The organism is Mucilaginibacter gossypii (assembly GCF_900100945.1).
Classification (GTDB): domain Bacteria; phylum Bacteroidota; class Bacteroidia; order Sphingobacteriales; family Sphingobacteriaceae; genus Mucilaginibacter; species Mucilaginibacter gossypii.
In genome coordinates this window covers 441,983-456,998 of record NZ_FNCG01000003.1, presented here as the reverse complement: position 1 = coordinate 456,998, position 15,016 = coordinate 441,983, and the positions used below count along the sequence as shown (strand labels likewise).

General features: G+C 42.0%; 10 protein-coding genes and 1 pseudogene. 6 read left to right on the top strand and 5 right to left on the bottom strand.

Features of this window, described 5'->3' with window-relative positions; genetic code table 11:
* Window positions 1-192: 192 nt before the first annotated feature.
* Window positions 193-1,359 carry a FecR family protein gene (locus BLS28_RS08045; RefSeq protein WP_091164390.1) on the bottom strand — a complete coding sequence of 389 codons (1,167 nt, stop codon included), beginning with the start codon at window positions 1,357-1,359 and terminating at the stop codon, window positions 193-195.
* Window positions 1,360-1,536: 177 nt separating this feature from the next.
* Window positions 1,537-2,115, bottom strand: a complete 579-nt coding sequence (locus tag BLS28_RS08040; protein WP_091164387.1) for an RNA polymerase sigma factor — start codon at window positions 2,113-2,115, stop codon at window positions 1,537-1,539.
* A gap of 353 nt (window positions 2,116-2,468) precedes the next feature.
* Between BLS28_RS08040 and BLS28_RS08035 the strand changes: the two genes are divergently transcribed.
* On the top strand, window positions 2,469-2,828 hold the full coding sequence (locus tag BLS28_RS08035; RefSeq protein WP_091164385.1) for a DUF1304 domain-containing protein: 360 nt from the start codon (window positions 2,469-2,471) through the stop codon (window positions 2,826-2,828).
* Between the two features lie 224 nt (window positions 2,829-3,052).
* Here BLS28_RS08035 and glgP read toward each other — a convergent pair whose 3' ends face one another.
* Complete coding sequence (gene glgP, locus BLS28_RS08030) at window positions 3,053-4,717, bottom strand: alpha-glucan family phosphorylase (protein ID WP_091164382.1); 1,665 nt, start codon at window positions 4,715-4,717, stop codon at window positions 3,053-3,055.
* Window positions 4,718-5,301: 584 nt separating this feature from the next.
* Between glgP and BLS28_RS08025 the strand changes: the two are divergent.
* The 5 genes and pseudogenes from BLS28_RS08025 to BLS28_RS08005 all read left to right on the top strand — a co-directional run bounded on the left by BLS28_RS08025 (window position 5,302) and on the right by BLS28_RS08005 (window position 12,422).
* Window positions 5,302-5,686: pseudogene (locus BLS28_RS08025) on the top strand (DUF302 domain-containing protein).
* 344 nt (window positions 5,687-6,030) lie between these two features.
* Window positions 6,031-6,414: a hypothetical protein gene (locus tag BLS28_RS08020; RefSeq protein WP_091164379.1), complete on the top strand. Its 384-nt coding sequence runs from the start codon at window positions 6,031-6,033 to the stop codon at window positions 6,412-6,414.
* 93 nt (window positions 6,415-6,507) lie between these two features.
* Complete coding sequence (locus BLS28_RS08015) at window positions 6,508-10,860, top strand: CusA/CzcA family heavy metal efflux RND transporter (RefSeq protein ID WP_091164376.1); 4,353 nt, start codon at window positions 6,508-6,510, stop codon at window positions 10,858-10,860.
* A gap of 10 nt (window positions 10,861-10,870) precedes the next feature.
* Window positions 10,871-12,004, top strand: coding sequence for an efflux RND transporter periplasmic adaptor subunit (locus BLS28_RS08010; RefSeq protein WP_091164971.1), 1,134 nt, complete (start codon window positions 10,871-10,873; stop codon window positions 12,002-12,004).
* Window positions 12,005-12,038: 34 nt separating this feature from the next.
* Window positions 12,039-12,422, top strand: a complete 384-nt coding sequence (locus BLS28_RS08005; RefSeq protein ID WP_091164374.1) for a hypothetical protein — start codon at window positions 12,039-12,041, stop codon at window positions 12,420-12,422.
* 311 nt (window positions 12,423-12,733) lie between these two features.
* Here BLS28_RS08005 and BLS28_RS08000 read toward each other — a convergent pair whose 3' ends face one another.
* On the bottom strand, window positions 12,734-13,780 hold the full coding sequence (locus tag BLS28_RS08000) for a response regulator (RefSeq protein ID WP_091164371.1): 1,047 nt from the start codon (window positions 13,778-13,780) through the stop codon (window positions 12,734-12,736).
* Between the two features lie 367 nt (window positions 13,781-14,147).
* Window positions 14,148-14,996 (bottom strand): universal stress protein, encoded by an 849-nt coding sequence (locus tag BLS28_RS07995; protein ID WP_091164367.1) that lies wholly within the window; start codon window positions 14,994-14,996, stop codon window positions 14,148-14,150.
* Between the last annotated feature and the right edge of the window lie 20 nt (window positions 14,997-15,016).

The window sequence follows — 15,016 nt, the reverse complement described above, 5'->3', positions numbered from 1 at the left end:
CAGCCCAGGGCTTCGACATCTTGTGCTGCCTGACCTATTTTAAACCGGAAGCGGTGAGAGGCTTCCGGTTAATTTTTGGTCTGTTGATATGAGATTGATCTGAGATTTATCGTAGTTGTTTATCCATTAAGTTTTGTTTTAGTGATTAGCATTTAGTTTGTTTAGTTGTAAGTATAAAGTTTAAGTTAAATATCATTTACTGTAGGATACCTTCACTGTTTTGCCCTCAACCGCAAATTTCATGTTATTAAGCTCCAGTATCCTGAAAACATCGGCGAGGTTGCTGCTCCTTGAAATTTCACCGAAAAATTTCTCTGTTGGCATATCGCCATCATAAACCACATCAATATCATACCAGCGGCTTACCTGGCGCATAACCTCGCGGATATCCTCATCTGCAAATGAGAATATGCCGTTTTTCCAGGCTACTTCTTTGTCAAGGTTCACTTGTTGTTTACTTATCGTACCGTTACCAGTACGGCTTATTACAGCCTGCTCACCGGGAACAATAAGTATTGAGTTTGTTGCCGATGTTACCTTTACCGAACCCTCCAACAGGGTGGTTTTAACCAAAGCTTCATCGCCGTAAGCATTGATATTAAAATGCGTGCCGAGCACCTCAATAGTTTGCAATGCCGATTTTACCCTGAATGGCATTGCTTTATTTTTTGTTACTTCAAAGTAGCCTTCGCCATTGAGCGTTACCTCACGTTCCGCTCCCTTAAACACGGTTGGATAAGTTATTGACGATGCCGCGTTAAGCCACACGTTAGTGCCGTCGGGCAGGATGACCTTGTACTGCCCGCCGTTAGGGGTGGTAACCATATTTTGAACGGCTTGATTCTGTCCGGTCGCTTCGGCCTGGTAAACGATCTGCCCATCGGCCGTTTTGGTGATTTTAACCCCGGCTTGTTTAGCTATTTGTCCGTTGGCAGCATCATCAAGCGATATGGTTGTGCCGTTGGCCAAAGTAAGCGTAGCCTTGTTGGTACCAGGTACTATGCCTTTGTATGAGTTTGCGGCCAAATTATCGGCCTTATACCGGTTACGAATAAAAAAGTAAGCACCAACCGAAATAAACAACAGAATTGAGGCGGCCACGGCATATCTGGTCCAACCCGATCTTAAAGGCATGGTAACCGGCTTTTTTTCGTATTGCGCTATCCTCTCATCAACCTTTGCTTTAATAGCATCTTTAAGATACAGGTAGTCGGCCTCATTTTCATCAGTAATGAGGTCATCGTTCAAATCAAACAGGTTATAGTACGATTCCAGGAATTTAATTTCTTCTTGGGTAGCCTCGCCACGTTTGTATTTTGCTAGTATTTGTATAAAATATTGCTTGTTCGCCTCGTCCATTTACATCCTTTATATATACATGAGTCGGCAAAATGAAAATAGCCCATGTTAATTGAAAATATTTTTAATGTTTTATTTAAAAATAATGCGCATTTAAAATCAAAATGATAAAATATCATCAACCAATCATCATAATTGATAAAAATAGCGCATCTTCATTAAAGAAAAAACGTTTTATCAACCTTGTTGATAAAAATAAAGCAATACATGGAGTAAGAAAAGTGATTTACGAAGTGTTGCAAGGGCCTTCCCCATTTGATTACGAACGGTTTTGGGGGATATTTCCAGTTGATCGGCGATTTGCTGGCTTGAGAGGCCTTCATTAAAGCGCAAGTTGAATATAATACGCTGCTGGGGCGGTAAAGTATCTATAAGCTCATTAAAAGCTTTCAAAAATTCGTCATGAAGCACATTAGCATCGGCGCGACCAAGATGGCTTTCAATTTCATGGACTGTATCAGGCAAGGCTGCATAGCGCGATTCCTTTTCCATATATTTAAAAACGCCGTTGCGAGCGGCAACCAATAAATAAGCCGGAAGGTTCTCAATCGGCGACGTTGACGTGCGCACCCATAACTGCACAAATACGTCTTGAGCAATATCCTGAGCGCGTTCTATATCGTTAACCCGTTTGTATGCTGCATTATAAACCTGCTTCCAATATTTGGTATATAATACATCAAAGGCAGGTTTGCTGCCTTCGCTAATAAGTTTCAGAAGTTTGGCATCGTCGTCTGACAAGTCAAGAGGGGCCATGCGTTATTTTAATTTCCTATATTGATCAGGTTAATTACACAAACATCATGGTGTTTTAATGCTCATTGTATATGTGTCAAATCCAAATATAGAAATTATCTGGCAAAATAAAATCTTATAAACGGGTTTAACCCCGATGGCAGAGAATTATCAGCTTAGCATGGCAAGAATGCTCCGATTAACCTTTATCTGATGGCCGCTTTCTTAATTATTGTAATTTGCACGGTTATTCATTTGTACTTGAATGCCCCCTACAGAATAAGTGTAAGGTTTAAGGCTTAATGGCGTAACAGAATCCCGGTACAATATATCCTATAACATTTACTACATTTATACTTAAGACATCAAAATCTATGGATCTTATTATCAAAGTACTCATCGGCCTGGTAGCCTTTATCCATTGTTATATATTATGGTTGGAAATGTTTGCCTGGACAACCCGCGGCCCCAAGGCATTCAACAAATCATTGCAGGAACTGGAAAACAGCAAAGTTTTAGCGGCTAACCAAGGTTTATACAACGGATTTTTAGCAGCGGGTCTGATCTGGACATTCTTTATCAGCGACGCACAATGGCATAACTATGTGGCCCTGTTTTTCCTGAGTTGTGTTGCCGTAGCTGGTATTTACGGGGCACTTACAGTAACCAAAAAGATCTTCTATATACAGGCCGTACCTGCAATACTGGTCATTGTATTAATCATGATGAGGTGAGCGCATTTATCAACCTTACGCAATCTTTTATCCGGGTCGCAATGGAAAAAACTATGAAGGGATTGGTCTCGCTATAGCCGGTTACAACAAACAATTCACGGTTTCGATTACTGCCTGGATAAATACCAACAACGTGTCGACCTTACGACCAAACGTGGCATCAACCCCCAGGGCTTGTGATCCTATTGCTCAAAAGGTTGTGGGAAGCAGCGAATGGGCCCACATTAACAAATATTAGTACCGTTAGTATAAAGCTGTTTATAATACTCTTTTGCCATCCGGTTACTGTCAAAGTGAGGGAATATATCCTGCATGCTGTGCCTAATTATTTCAATCCATTTATCCGGATGATCGTAATACAGGGGAATGACTGTTCTTTGCAGCAAATTGTACAAGTTATGCGCATCGGTTTCATCCTGTTGAAATTTATGTTCACTAATTTCAGTATTGGGTATAACAAAACCGTTCACGCCATCCACAACAAATTCCGGAAACCAGCCATCAGGAATCGAAACATTAATACATCCGTTCATTGCAGCCGACATCCCGCTCGTACCTGAAGCTTCGTGGGTCAGCCGCGGCGTGTTGAGCCAGACATCTGCCCCTTGTTTAAGCAGTCGTGATAAACGCAATTCATACCCTACTAAAATCGCGCAGTTAGGGTAATACTTACATAAGTTTACGATCTTATCAAAACTGGCTATCGCATCATAATCCATTGGATAAGGCTTTCCTGCCCATATCATTTGGATCGGCATTTTATTGTTAGTTAGCAGTTGGTGAAAAAAGTCCATATCATGCAATAGCAATTCCGGCCTTTTGTACCCGGCAAACCTCTTCGCAAAAACAATGGTGAGCACTTCAGGATCGAGTAGAACGCCGCATTGGTCCGCTACCTCGTCAAAAAGTGCACGCTTACCTGCCTTTTTCTTTTCCACCAGCTTTTGAATCTGATTAGTTTCCAATGCCGCATACATTTCCTTGTCTGCCCAATAAGAATAGCTCTGGGCATTGGTTATAGAAGTAAGTTCACAAATGCCGTTATTTCCATTCCATATTCCCTGTAGTGTGTTTAAATGCATTTTTGACACAGCATTGGCTTTGCCGGAGAACCTAAACGCAGTTAAGGTATGATCCATAACGTCGCCCTGACAACCCGCTATTTCCTTTACCTCATCTATTGGAATATCCCCCCAAAAACCCATTTTATTAAGCAGAAACAAATCAGACCGTTGGTTGCCGCCAGGTTCGGGTGTATGGTTAGTGAAAACCAGTCTTCTTTTTACTTCCTCAACGGATTGATATTTTTTATATAAATAAAATGCGATGGGTAAGGCATGTGATTCGTTCAGGTGATAAATATCCGGTTGGAAATTGATTGCTTCTAATAAGCGTGCCCCACCTTCGCCCAGCAATATCGCAGCAGCAGTCCCCGTTTCAGGATTACTGTCATAAAGCTTATGTGAAATGGTTTTAGCCAGATAGTCATTCTCCGGCAGATCTGTTGTCAGGAAAAACATAGGAGCCGTTTTAAAAATTTCAGGCTTCAGGTAAAATGCTGTAACCCAAACATCATGGCCGGATACCTTGATAGTAAATTTAATGCCGGTATCAATGAGGAAGTGATATATTTTTTCCTGGAAGAGTACCTCCATGGTTTCATCGCCCTTTCTTCCCTGGTTATAATACCCATATTTCCACAAGATTCCGATACCTATAACGTTCTGCCTGAGTTCATAGGCGCTCCTCATTAAAGAGCCTGCAAGATAGCCGAGACCACCTGAGTAGGTTTTAAGGGGCTGATGGACGGCATATTCCATGCAAAGATAAGCGACCGGCGTTTTGTATTCCGGGTTTATTGGGTAAGGATGCTGAAAGGAGAAGTTCATATGATTTAAAAAAAAAGATCCGTAGCTATTTTAAAACTGACGAGTATATTAGTATTGTAGACTATTTTAATTTCTGTTTTTCACAAGTTCTGATGAATGTTTTTCAAATGTTGGTGTTTCTCTGCTAACCGGGAATGACACGGATCAGGGTATTATATGACAGTACGCACAAAATACTCAAATTCAAACGATGGATTAACAGCCAAATTTGAAACCTGCCCGCAATTGACTTTAATAACTGACCTCACTCCTACATCCTTTAAAACATACAGCCGCTGTTAATATTTCCGTTTACAACAATTCTTTCACAATGATACCCTTCCATGTCAGCACTTTTCGTCATTCCCCCATTTCCCAGTCTTGGGTTTTGGTTTCTTTAGGGTTTAAAATTCGTCAGCAAAGGCAGGAACATCAGGCATAAAAAAAAATGAAATCAGCTTTATTCAAACTCGATTCACCTCCGCAGCCAATGATTTGCCACCGATGATTTACATCAATCTCATAAATGAGCTAAGTCATTTATTTTGAGTCATTAAACCAGGAAATTTAAAAGCGTAAAAAGTGTAGTAATAAATCCACAAAAAATGAAATACTATTTCAACAAAAAAATAACCGGAAGTTTCGAAGAAGCAATTCAACGGGTTACGAGCGCCTTAAACAAAGAAGGGTTTGGCCTATTAACGGAGATTGACATAACGGCGACATTAAAGAAAAAGCTGGGTGTAGGTTTTTACAACTATAAAATATTGGGTGCATGTAACCCGTCATTTGCTTACAATGCCTTATTAGCCGAAGATAAGATCGGTACCATGCTGCCCTGTAATAATTGTACAGGAAAAAAAACCTGGCAAAGTGGAAGTATCCGCCATAAACCCGGCAGCATCCATGAAGCTCATACTAAACAAAGATTTACATAGGATCGCAACTGAAGTAAAAGACAAACTAAAAAAGGTTATCAAGGAACTATGAATTATGCACCTTCAACACAGGGATATATCATTAATACACGTCATCATTAGGCATGCTTCGCAGGCAATCCCAATGACCGCTAAATGAGATATAATTCCCACGAGTGACAAAGAAATCGCCCGGTATGACAGTTATTTTTTTAGCGGGCTTCAGTATATGAAGAAATACAGCCTGGTATCGTATTGGAACCGAAGGCTGAATATGAAAAAAGGACCAAATGCGGCTGCGATGACCTCCGGACCTCATTTTGAGCCGATCGCGCATATTAATAAATGAATAAAACTTAATAATCATATGATCTGCGTCAAAAACGATTGTTTATTAATTGTTACTTTTGTATAGTTTTGAAAAAGTTCACGGCCATATTGCTTTTAACAACCTTCCTGTTCTCAACAACTGAACTCCACCAGTTGCTGAAATTGCCTGTGGTTTTTGAACACTTTGCCGAACACCGGAAGGAAAACAAGAGCATTTCATTCCTGCAATTTCTGGACATGCATTACATGCATGGCAACCCGAAGGATAAAGACTATAGGGAAGACATGAAGCTGCCTTTCAAAACAGCAGATAATTGCACAGCGACGATATCACCGGTGCTGGTTCCTCAATTATTCCAGCCACTCGTCCCTCCCCTGGCATTCTCAACGAAAACGAAATTACATGCCTTCGATCAGTGGTTTAACCACTCAACTTATTTATCCAGCATCTGGCAGCCGCCAAAATCCTAATTAGCGGTCGTTTTTATGTTGTTTGCAGCGCTTAGCCTGGCTATTCCTGCTATGCGCTGCTTTTTGAATTACTAATTTTCAAGATCTTATTTTATGTTAAATCATATTATCGCTTTTTCCGTAAGGAATAAGCTGATCATAGGGCTTTTTATTATCGCTCTTATTAGTTATGGCAGCTACCAGTTTACAAGGCTGCCTATTGACGCCGTACCCGATATTACCAACAACCAGGTACAGGTTATCACCATCGCCCCATCATTCGGAGCTACAGATATCGAACGTTTGGTTACCTATCCAATAGAGCAGGCGAACAGCAATATTTCGGGCTTAAAAGAGATCCGAAGCTTTTCCAGGTTTGGCCTGTCGCTGGTTACCATTGTTTTTGACGACGCTACAGATGTTTACTGGGCGAGGCAGCAGGTTGCCGAACGTTTGCAAAAAGTGCAAAGCCAGATACCTGCCGGTATTGGCACACCCGAGCTTGGCCCGGTAAGCACCGGGCTGGGCGAAATTTACCAATACGTAGTGCGCCCTAAAAAGGGCTATGCCGATAGGTATAACGAAACCGAACTCCGTACTATACAGGACTGGATAGTTCGCCGCCAGTTACTCGGTGTCAAAGGCGTAGCCGAAGTGAGCAGTTTTGGCGGGAAGCTTAAACAGTATTCTATTGAAGTTGATCCTAATAAACTACTTTCCCATAATATTACCATAACCGATGTTTTTAAGGCCCTGGAAAGTAACAACCAGAATACCGGCGGCGCCTATATTGAAAAAGGCCCAACGGTGGTGTATATCCGTAGCCAGGGACTGATTGGCAATATGGAAGATATCAATAATACGGTAATTAAAAATACTGCCGATGGCTCGCCGCTTTTTATTAAAGACGTGGCCGATGTTAAAATAGGCTATGCTACCCGTTATGGTGCGATGTGCTATAACGACGAAGGCGAAGTTGCGGGAGCGGTTGTCATGATGCTGAAAGGAGCCAACAGCAGCGAGGTGATTAAAAACGTAAAGGAACGTATAGCACAAATCCAGAAAACTATGCCAGAAGGCGTTGAGATTGAACCTTTCCTGGACCGTACCAAAATGGTGAACAACGCCATCGGTACTGTGGAGCGCAACCTGCTTGAGGGGGCACTCATTGTGGTATTTGTACTGGTATTATTCCTTGGCAATTTCAGGGCAGGTTTACTCGTTGCCTCTGTGATCCCGTTGTCGATGCTGTTTGCCATTATTATGATGAACCTTTTTGGTGTAAGCGGTAACCTAATGAGCCTTGGTGCGCTTGATTTCGGTTTGATCGTAGATGGGGCCGTAATTATTGTAGAAGCCGTAATGCATACCCTTAGCCATAGCAAACATTTTACATTAACTGACAAGATTGGGCAGAAAGAAATGGATCAGGAGGTGAACAGTTCTGCCAGCAAAATGATGAATAGCGCTGTTTTTGGCCAGATAATTATATTGGTAGTATATCTTCCGATCTTCACCTTGCAGGGAATCGAGGGTAAAATGTTTAAACCTATGGCGCAAACCGTAGCGTTTGCGCTGTTGGGCGCTTTTATTTTATCACTCACTTACATCCCTATGATGAGCGCCGTCTTCCTGAGTAAGAAGATCAAGCACAAGCCCAATTTTTCGGATAGGTTAATGGCGAAGGTTGAAAGAATATATCAAAAAACATTAAGCGGGGTAATTGCATTTCCCAAAGCTGCATTATTAACTATTATCGGTCTGTTTATATTTTCAGCCTATATTTTAACCACACTGGGCGGTGAGTTTATACCTGCACTGGAAGAAGGTGATTTTGCGGTTGATACGCGGGTGCTAACCGGCAGTAGCCTGAATACTACTATTACCAATACCCAAAAGGCCGCCCACATCTTAAAAAGCCAATTCCCCGAAGTTGAAAAGGTGGTGACCAAAATAGGCAGCGGCGAAGTGCCGACCGATCCTATGCCCATGGATGCAAGCGATATGATGGTGATACTAAAACCCAAGAACGAGTGGACATCGGCTAAAACCTTTAATGAATTGTCTGAAAAAATGGGTAAGGCCTTACAAGCGGTTCCGGGTGTTACCGCAGGCTTTCAGTACCCGGTTCAGATGCGTTTTAACGAACTGATGACCGGTGCACGTCAGGACGTGGTTTGTAAAATATTCGGCGAAGACCTGGATACCCTCGCTGCTTATGCGAATAAGCTGGGTAAAATAATCAATACCGTTGACGGCGCTAAAAACCTGTTTGTGGAAGCAGTTGCCGGCATGCCGCAGATTATCATTAATTATAACCGCAATGCCATAGCACAATACAACCTCAATATCGCCGATATTAACAAGGTGGTTAACACCGCACTCGCCGGACAAAGCACCGGAACCCTGTTTGAAGGTGAAAAGCGCTTTGAAGTAGTGGTCAGAATAAGCAGCGAGCAAAAAAAAGACTTGAAGGATATTCAAAATTTACTCATCCCGACACCGCGGGGTACACAGATCCCTTTATATCAGCTGGCCGATGTACAAATCAAGGACGGCCCCAACCAAATACAGCGCGAGGATGCCAAACGCCGTATCGTAGTTGGCTTTAATGTGCGCGGCCGGGACGTACAAACAATCGTAAACGAGCTGCAGGCCAAGGTAGATAAACAACTTAAATTCCCGGCGGGGTATTATGTAACCTATGGTGGTGCCTTTGAAAACCTGAATGCTGCCAAACAGCGCCTGATGATAGCCGTGCCGGTTTCGTTACTGCTTATTTTCTTACTACTCTATTTTGCTTTCAACTCCATTAAGCACGGATTATTGATTTACTCCGCAATTCCATTGTCAGCTATCGGGGGCATCCTGTTCCTTGCTTTGCGCGGTATGCCTTTCAGCATCAGCGCAGGTGTTGGCTTTATCGCTCTGTTTGGCGTGGCCGTGCTCAACGGTATTGTATTGATATCGGAATTTAACCGGTTAAAAAAAGAAGGTATGACCAATTTGAAACGTATTGTGTTATCAGGCACCAAGGTAAGGCTAAGGCCGGTACTGATGACAGCATTTGTGGCTTCCCTGGGTTTCTTTCCCATGGCTATCAGTAACGGTGCCGGTGCCGAAGTACAAAGGCCGTTAGCTACGGTAGTAATAGGTGGCTTGCTGATCGCCACTTTCCTCACCTTGTTTGTATTGCCCGTTTTATATATCATGTTTGAAAAAGGCTTTAAAACAGTGCTATCGAAGAAAACGGGCACTGTACTTTCCATCACTTTGCTGACTGTAATAAGCCAAACCTCGGCGGCGCAAACACCCATTACCCTTAAAGCCGCTATAGATACTGCTTTAAAAAACAACTTACAAGTTAAACATGAACAGTTAAAGTCGAAGTATCAGCAGGTACTGATCGGCACATCAGCCAATATTTCGCAGGCTACGCTGTTTGGGGAGGTTGGACAAATCAACAGCAGCTACAACGATACCAAATTCGGTATTTCCCAGTCTTTCAACTTTCCGACTGTCTATAGCAGGCAGAAAGAACTTTTGCAAGAAGACTGGAAAAACAGCATACTGAATATCGCGGTAAATGAGGTGCTGTTAAAAAAGCAGGTTAGCCAGGTTTTTAACACCCTGGTATATCTGGAAAACAAGCGGATGTTACTACAGCATGCCGATAGCCTGTATTTGAGCTTTTATAAAAAAGCCGAGTTGCGGCTGGCCAAAGGCGAAGCCAATATACTGGAGAAAACAAGTGCTGAAACATTATTGGGACAAGTGCAGATGCAGCTAAACCAGTTAAAGGAAGATGTGGCCATCATACAACTGCAATTCCAGTTGTTGCTTAATTCTACAGAGCCCTTAACACCAGATAAATCCGACTATAAATTAGCCGTTACATTGGCCTCAGACACCTTGACCTTGAAAAACCACCCGGTAATAAAACTAATAGCTCAGCAGCAGCAAATTGCAGACGCTGCTATCCGCATGGAAAAGAGCAAGCTTTTGCCTGATCTGGCCATAGGATATAACAATACCAGCATCAAGGGTATTGGTGCCGATAATAAGCTTTATAATGGCTCAAACCGGTTTAATTCAGTGCAATTGGGTATCGGCATACCTATTTTTGCCGGGGCGCAAAAGGCGCGGATCAACAGCGCGAGAGTAAACAAACAGATAGCCGAAAGTAGTTATGCTATGGAACTTCAAAGCATGACAACAGCTTACCAATCTGCCGTTTTTCAATACCACAAATACCTGCAAACGGTTCAGTATTTTGAAAGCAAGCCGTTAAAAAATGCCGCTTTAATAACCGTTACCGCCAACCAGCAAATTGCCGCCGGAAACATCAACTACCTGGAATGGACACAACTGATTAACCAGGCCACTACTATTAAAAATGATTACCTGGATGCTGTTCGCAACCTTAACGAGGCCATCATTCAACTCAACTATTTTTCAAACAACTAAAAATATGATCATGAAACCCATTATATATTTATCAGTCATCATTATTCTGCTATCTGCCTGCGGCGAAAAAAAACCGGCAACAGATAATACAGGTAAAGCAGAGAATACTAACATTGTAACCCTGACGGATGCGCAGCTAAAAAATGCATCGATACTTACAGGCAAGCTTGAGCAAAGGGAAATATCATCTGTGTTAAAACTCAATGGAAAAATCGATGTTCCGCCGCAAAATATGGTTTCCATTAGTGTCCCCCTTGGTGGGTATTTAAAATCAACCAAGTTGTTGCCGGGCATGCATGTGAATAAAGGTGAAGCCATAGCGATGATAGAGGACCAGCAATATATCCAGTTACAACAGGATTATCTTACAGCAAAGGCCCGGATAGGATACCTGGAAAATGAATATAACCGCCAAAAAGACCTTAACCAAAGCAAAGCGAGCAGTGACAAGGTTTTTCAGCAGGCCGAGGCCGAATACCGCAGCCAGCAAGTGTTAATTAGTTCATTAGCTGAGAAATTACAACTCATTGGTATCAACGTACGAACTATCAGCGCCTCAAAAATATCCAGGAGCGTCAATATATACTCTCCTATAACCGGCTTTGTATCTAAAGTAAATGTCAATATCGGCAAATATGTGTCCCCGACGGAGGTGCTGTTCGAGTTGGTCAACCCAACAGATATACACCTGGCGCTGAAAGTATATGAGAAGGATCTGGATAAATTATATATCGGTCAAAAACTGGTGGCCTATACCAACAACCAACCCGCAAAAAAACACGAAGCCGAGATATTACTGATTGGCCGGGATCTTTCTGCCGACAGGAACGCAGATGTGCATTGCCATTTTGAAACCTACGATAAAACACTGGTTCCGGGTACTTATATGAATGCAGAAGTACAAGTAAAAAATACTAAGGCATATGCCATAGCTAACGAAGCCATTGTTCAGTTTGAAGGTAAACAGTATATCTATAAAGTTATCGGGAACCGACAGTTTGAGATGGCCGAGGTTAACATAGGCGAAAGTGAAAACGGCTTTACCGAAATACTGTTGCCAACAAAGGATATGACCGCGAACGCTGTTTTTGTAACCAAAGGCGCGTATTCATTATTAATGATGATGAAGAATAAGGCGGAATAAAATTAAATAAAGTTTAAACTAAGGCCTGTCAAATATGAAAACTAATATCACGATGAAATTAGTCATCTCAGTAGTCACCATCACTATATTATCATCATGCGAAAAAGCTATTGTATATAATGGGAATGTTAATGTTATGGTACAATACAACCAACAACCTGTGCCAGATATTCCTGTTTATTACTATGCCGGGATGCCTGAAAAAGACAACTCAGGCAACATTACATATCAAGGAATGCAGCTTTCCGCTATTGATGGAAGTGTAACTTTTAGGCAATTACCCCCCGGGCAATATCACTTTACAGCATCTGGTTTTTTGAATCCTGCCCATAAAGCAGTGGGAGCGGACACTGATATTACTGTAAGAAAGCGATACCGGGACGAAAGTAACTATCAAATACTACTCCCCCTTCGTTAAATTAAGTCCGGAAACAGAAAATGCCTCTTGGCATTTTCTGTTTCACTCAGGCACGTTGTCGTAATGGGATAAATTGCTAAGCACTGCAGATTGCAGATCGATTTTTGCAGTTTGGCTTTTCTGGTGTAAAGAATTACATTATATCCTGATCTGCTTATTTATTTGATTCAAGGACCGCAGCCATTAACTGGTTATTATAGTGATTAGATTGAGCGCACGTGCACCTTCAACTGCTTCGGTGTACCGGACCAGCGATACAAGGGACATCGGCATGTTGCGTTATCTGAGTGAGAAAAACATCCGAAAGTAGCTTAGTGTCTGGCTTTTGCAAAATTTATGGCATCCAATATCCGTATATGGCTGCCCTTTCTTTCAATTAAGCCTTCTTCTTTAAAATCGCTAAGTGTACGGCTAACGGTTTCTGTGGCCATACCAGCCATAGCTGCTAATTCATCACGCGATATTTTAAAATCATTATGATCCGGAAATTGCGACTGGAGGCGCAATAACACTTGTAACATTCGGTTTCGCACAGAAGAGTATGCAAATTGCAGCAATTGCTCTTCTTTTTCACGAATATTATTACATAAAATTCTCATAAATTGCTGACTAATATCCGGATATTGTGAAATCAGATCCATGATCATATCCTTGGGCAGGAGGCACACCACCGAATCATCTATCGCCTCAGCGGTGTCGACATGTTTGTCTGTGAATAGCTCGTTAATCCCCACATATTCTTCCGCTTTGTAAAGCCCGGTCACTAATTCGCGACCATCTTCAACAAGCTTAAACGTCTTGACAAAACCCTCCAATACCAAATAAATGCCTTCTGGATTATCGCCTTCATAGTACAAAATATGTTTCTTTTTAAGCTGCCTCACTTTTCGTTCGGCAATCAATCTTTTTAACTCATCGCTACCAAGAACATGTTCGGAAGCCAGGCGTTGTAAACTTGTCAGAGAGCGACTATAAAATGTCTTGAGGTTTTCCTGCTTCTGAAGACGGCAGTTGATTGCGTGCAGTAGTTCTTTATCGTCAAACGGTTTGGTCAAATAATCGTCAGCCCCCATAGCCATCCCTTTTCGCAGATCTGGCTTTCCGGTTTTAGCTGTTAAAAATATAAAAGGAATAGTTGCCGTGTAAGGGCTTTTATTCAGAATGTTCAGTACACCATATCCGTCAAGTTCAGGCATCATGATATCGCAGAGTATCAGATCCGGTCGCTGCCTGATGGCTGTCTTAACGCCGCTTTTTCCATTTTCGGCCGTGATTACTTTGTAACCGCTCATCGCGAGAATTTCAGCAGTACTCTCCCGAATATCGCTATTATCTTCAATGACAAGGATTGTCTTCATAATATTATAATCAATTGAACAAATGATTTATTAAATATTCTAATGCTTTTTCCTGGATAAGTAAAGACGCCGTGATGATATTATGTGATCTTCAACTTATTTAAACAATAAACTATTTCCAATAAACAGAGAACATGCAAAGCAGGAAAAAAGAAAATTCGTTGTGGCAACGTAATCTGCACCTGTTTTTTAACTGTGTCGATTTACCATTTTTAGCGCGGTACCGTCTATAGTTGCATTATGCTGCCGCTGCCGGCCAGCCCAGGCACCACTATTCCATTTCGTCCCTGATCGGTGCGGAGGCTGCCCGCTTATTCTATACTTGATTAATCTTTTTTTCCTCTCAGTTTAATTTCAAATTATCTGCCTACTTTACCACCAATAAAGGCACTGGCATGTGGCCTGCAGATTGTTGGGTCCGACTTCCATGGAAAAGTTGGTCAAAAAAACCATGTTGATGATGAGCCATTGCGAGCAGGTTTATGTGGGCGTGAGCTATGAGCCAATTTAAACCATTGGCGACATGCTTACTGTTGACTGTTCTGACACTGACTTTTTCATAACCGTATTTGGTCATGATTCCGTCTTTTAAAGCATCAATCACCAATCTGTAATCCTGATCATCAACATCCCAATGGATATGCGCTAATATTAATTCTGCGCTTAAGGATCTTGCCAGCAACACCACATTCTTCAACGCGTCCAAATCGTTGTTGATATGTTTGAGGTCGGTGGCAAACCCTATCCTCATGATTGGCTGAAACTTCGCACCTATCGGAACCAGTAATAAGGGGCGTACAGCCGACTCTATCATTTTGCGGCTATGGTTACCAACCATCCAGGTCCCTAAATGGTCGTTACTGTGGGCACCAACGATAATCAGGTCTGCCTTATACCGATCAGCTTCCGTATTTACAACATCAGTAACGAAACCAGGGCCCTGAATACACAATATCTCTGGTTTATAGCTGTCAATGTTTCCTGTTACAATCATATCCTCTTTCATTTTGGAAAGTTGCAGCTTGCTATCGCGGTCTATATCGTCATAAACTGCCTCCGGCCAGGCAACAGTTCCGCTTTGTGGTACTTCTGCAGGTACATTTAAGGTATGGCAAAGTAATAACTTAGCCTCCAGGGCTTGTGCAAGCCGGTAAGCGTAATTTGCAACATGACTGGAATTAGCTGAAAAATCAGTCGCGATCATCAATGTCTTCATAATTGTCAATTTAATAAGGT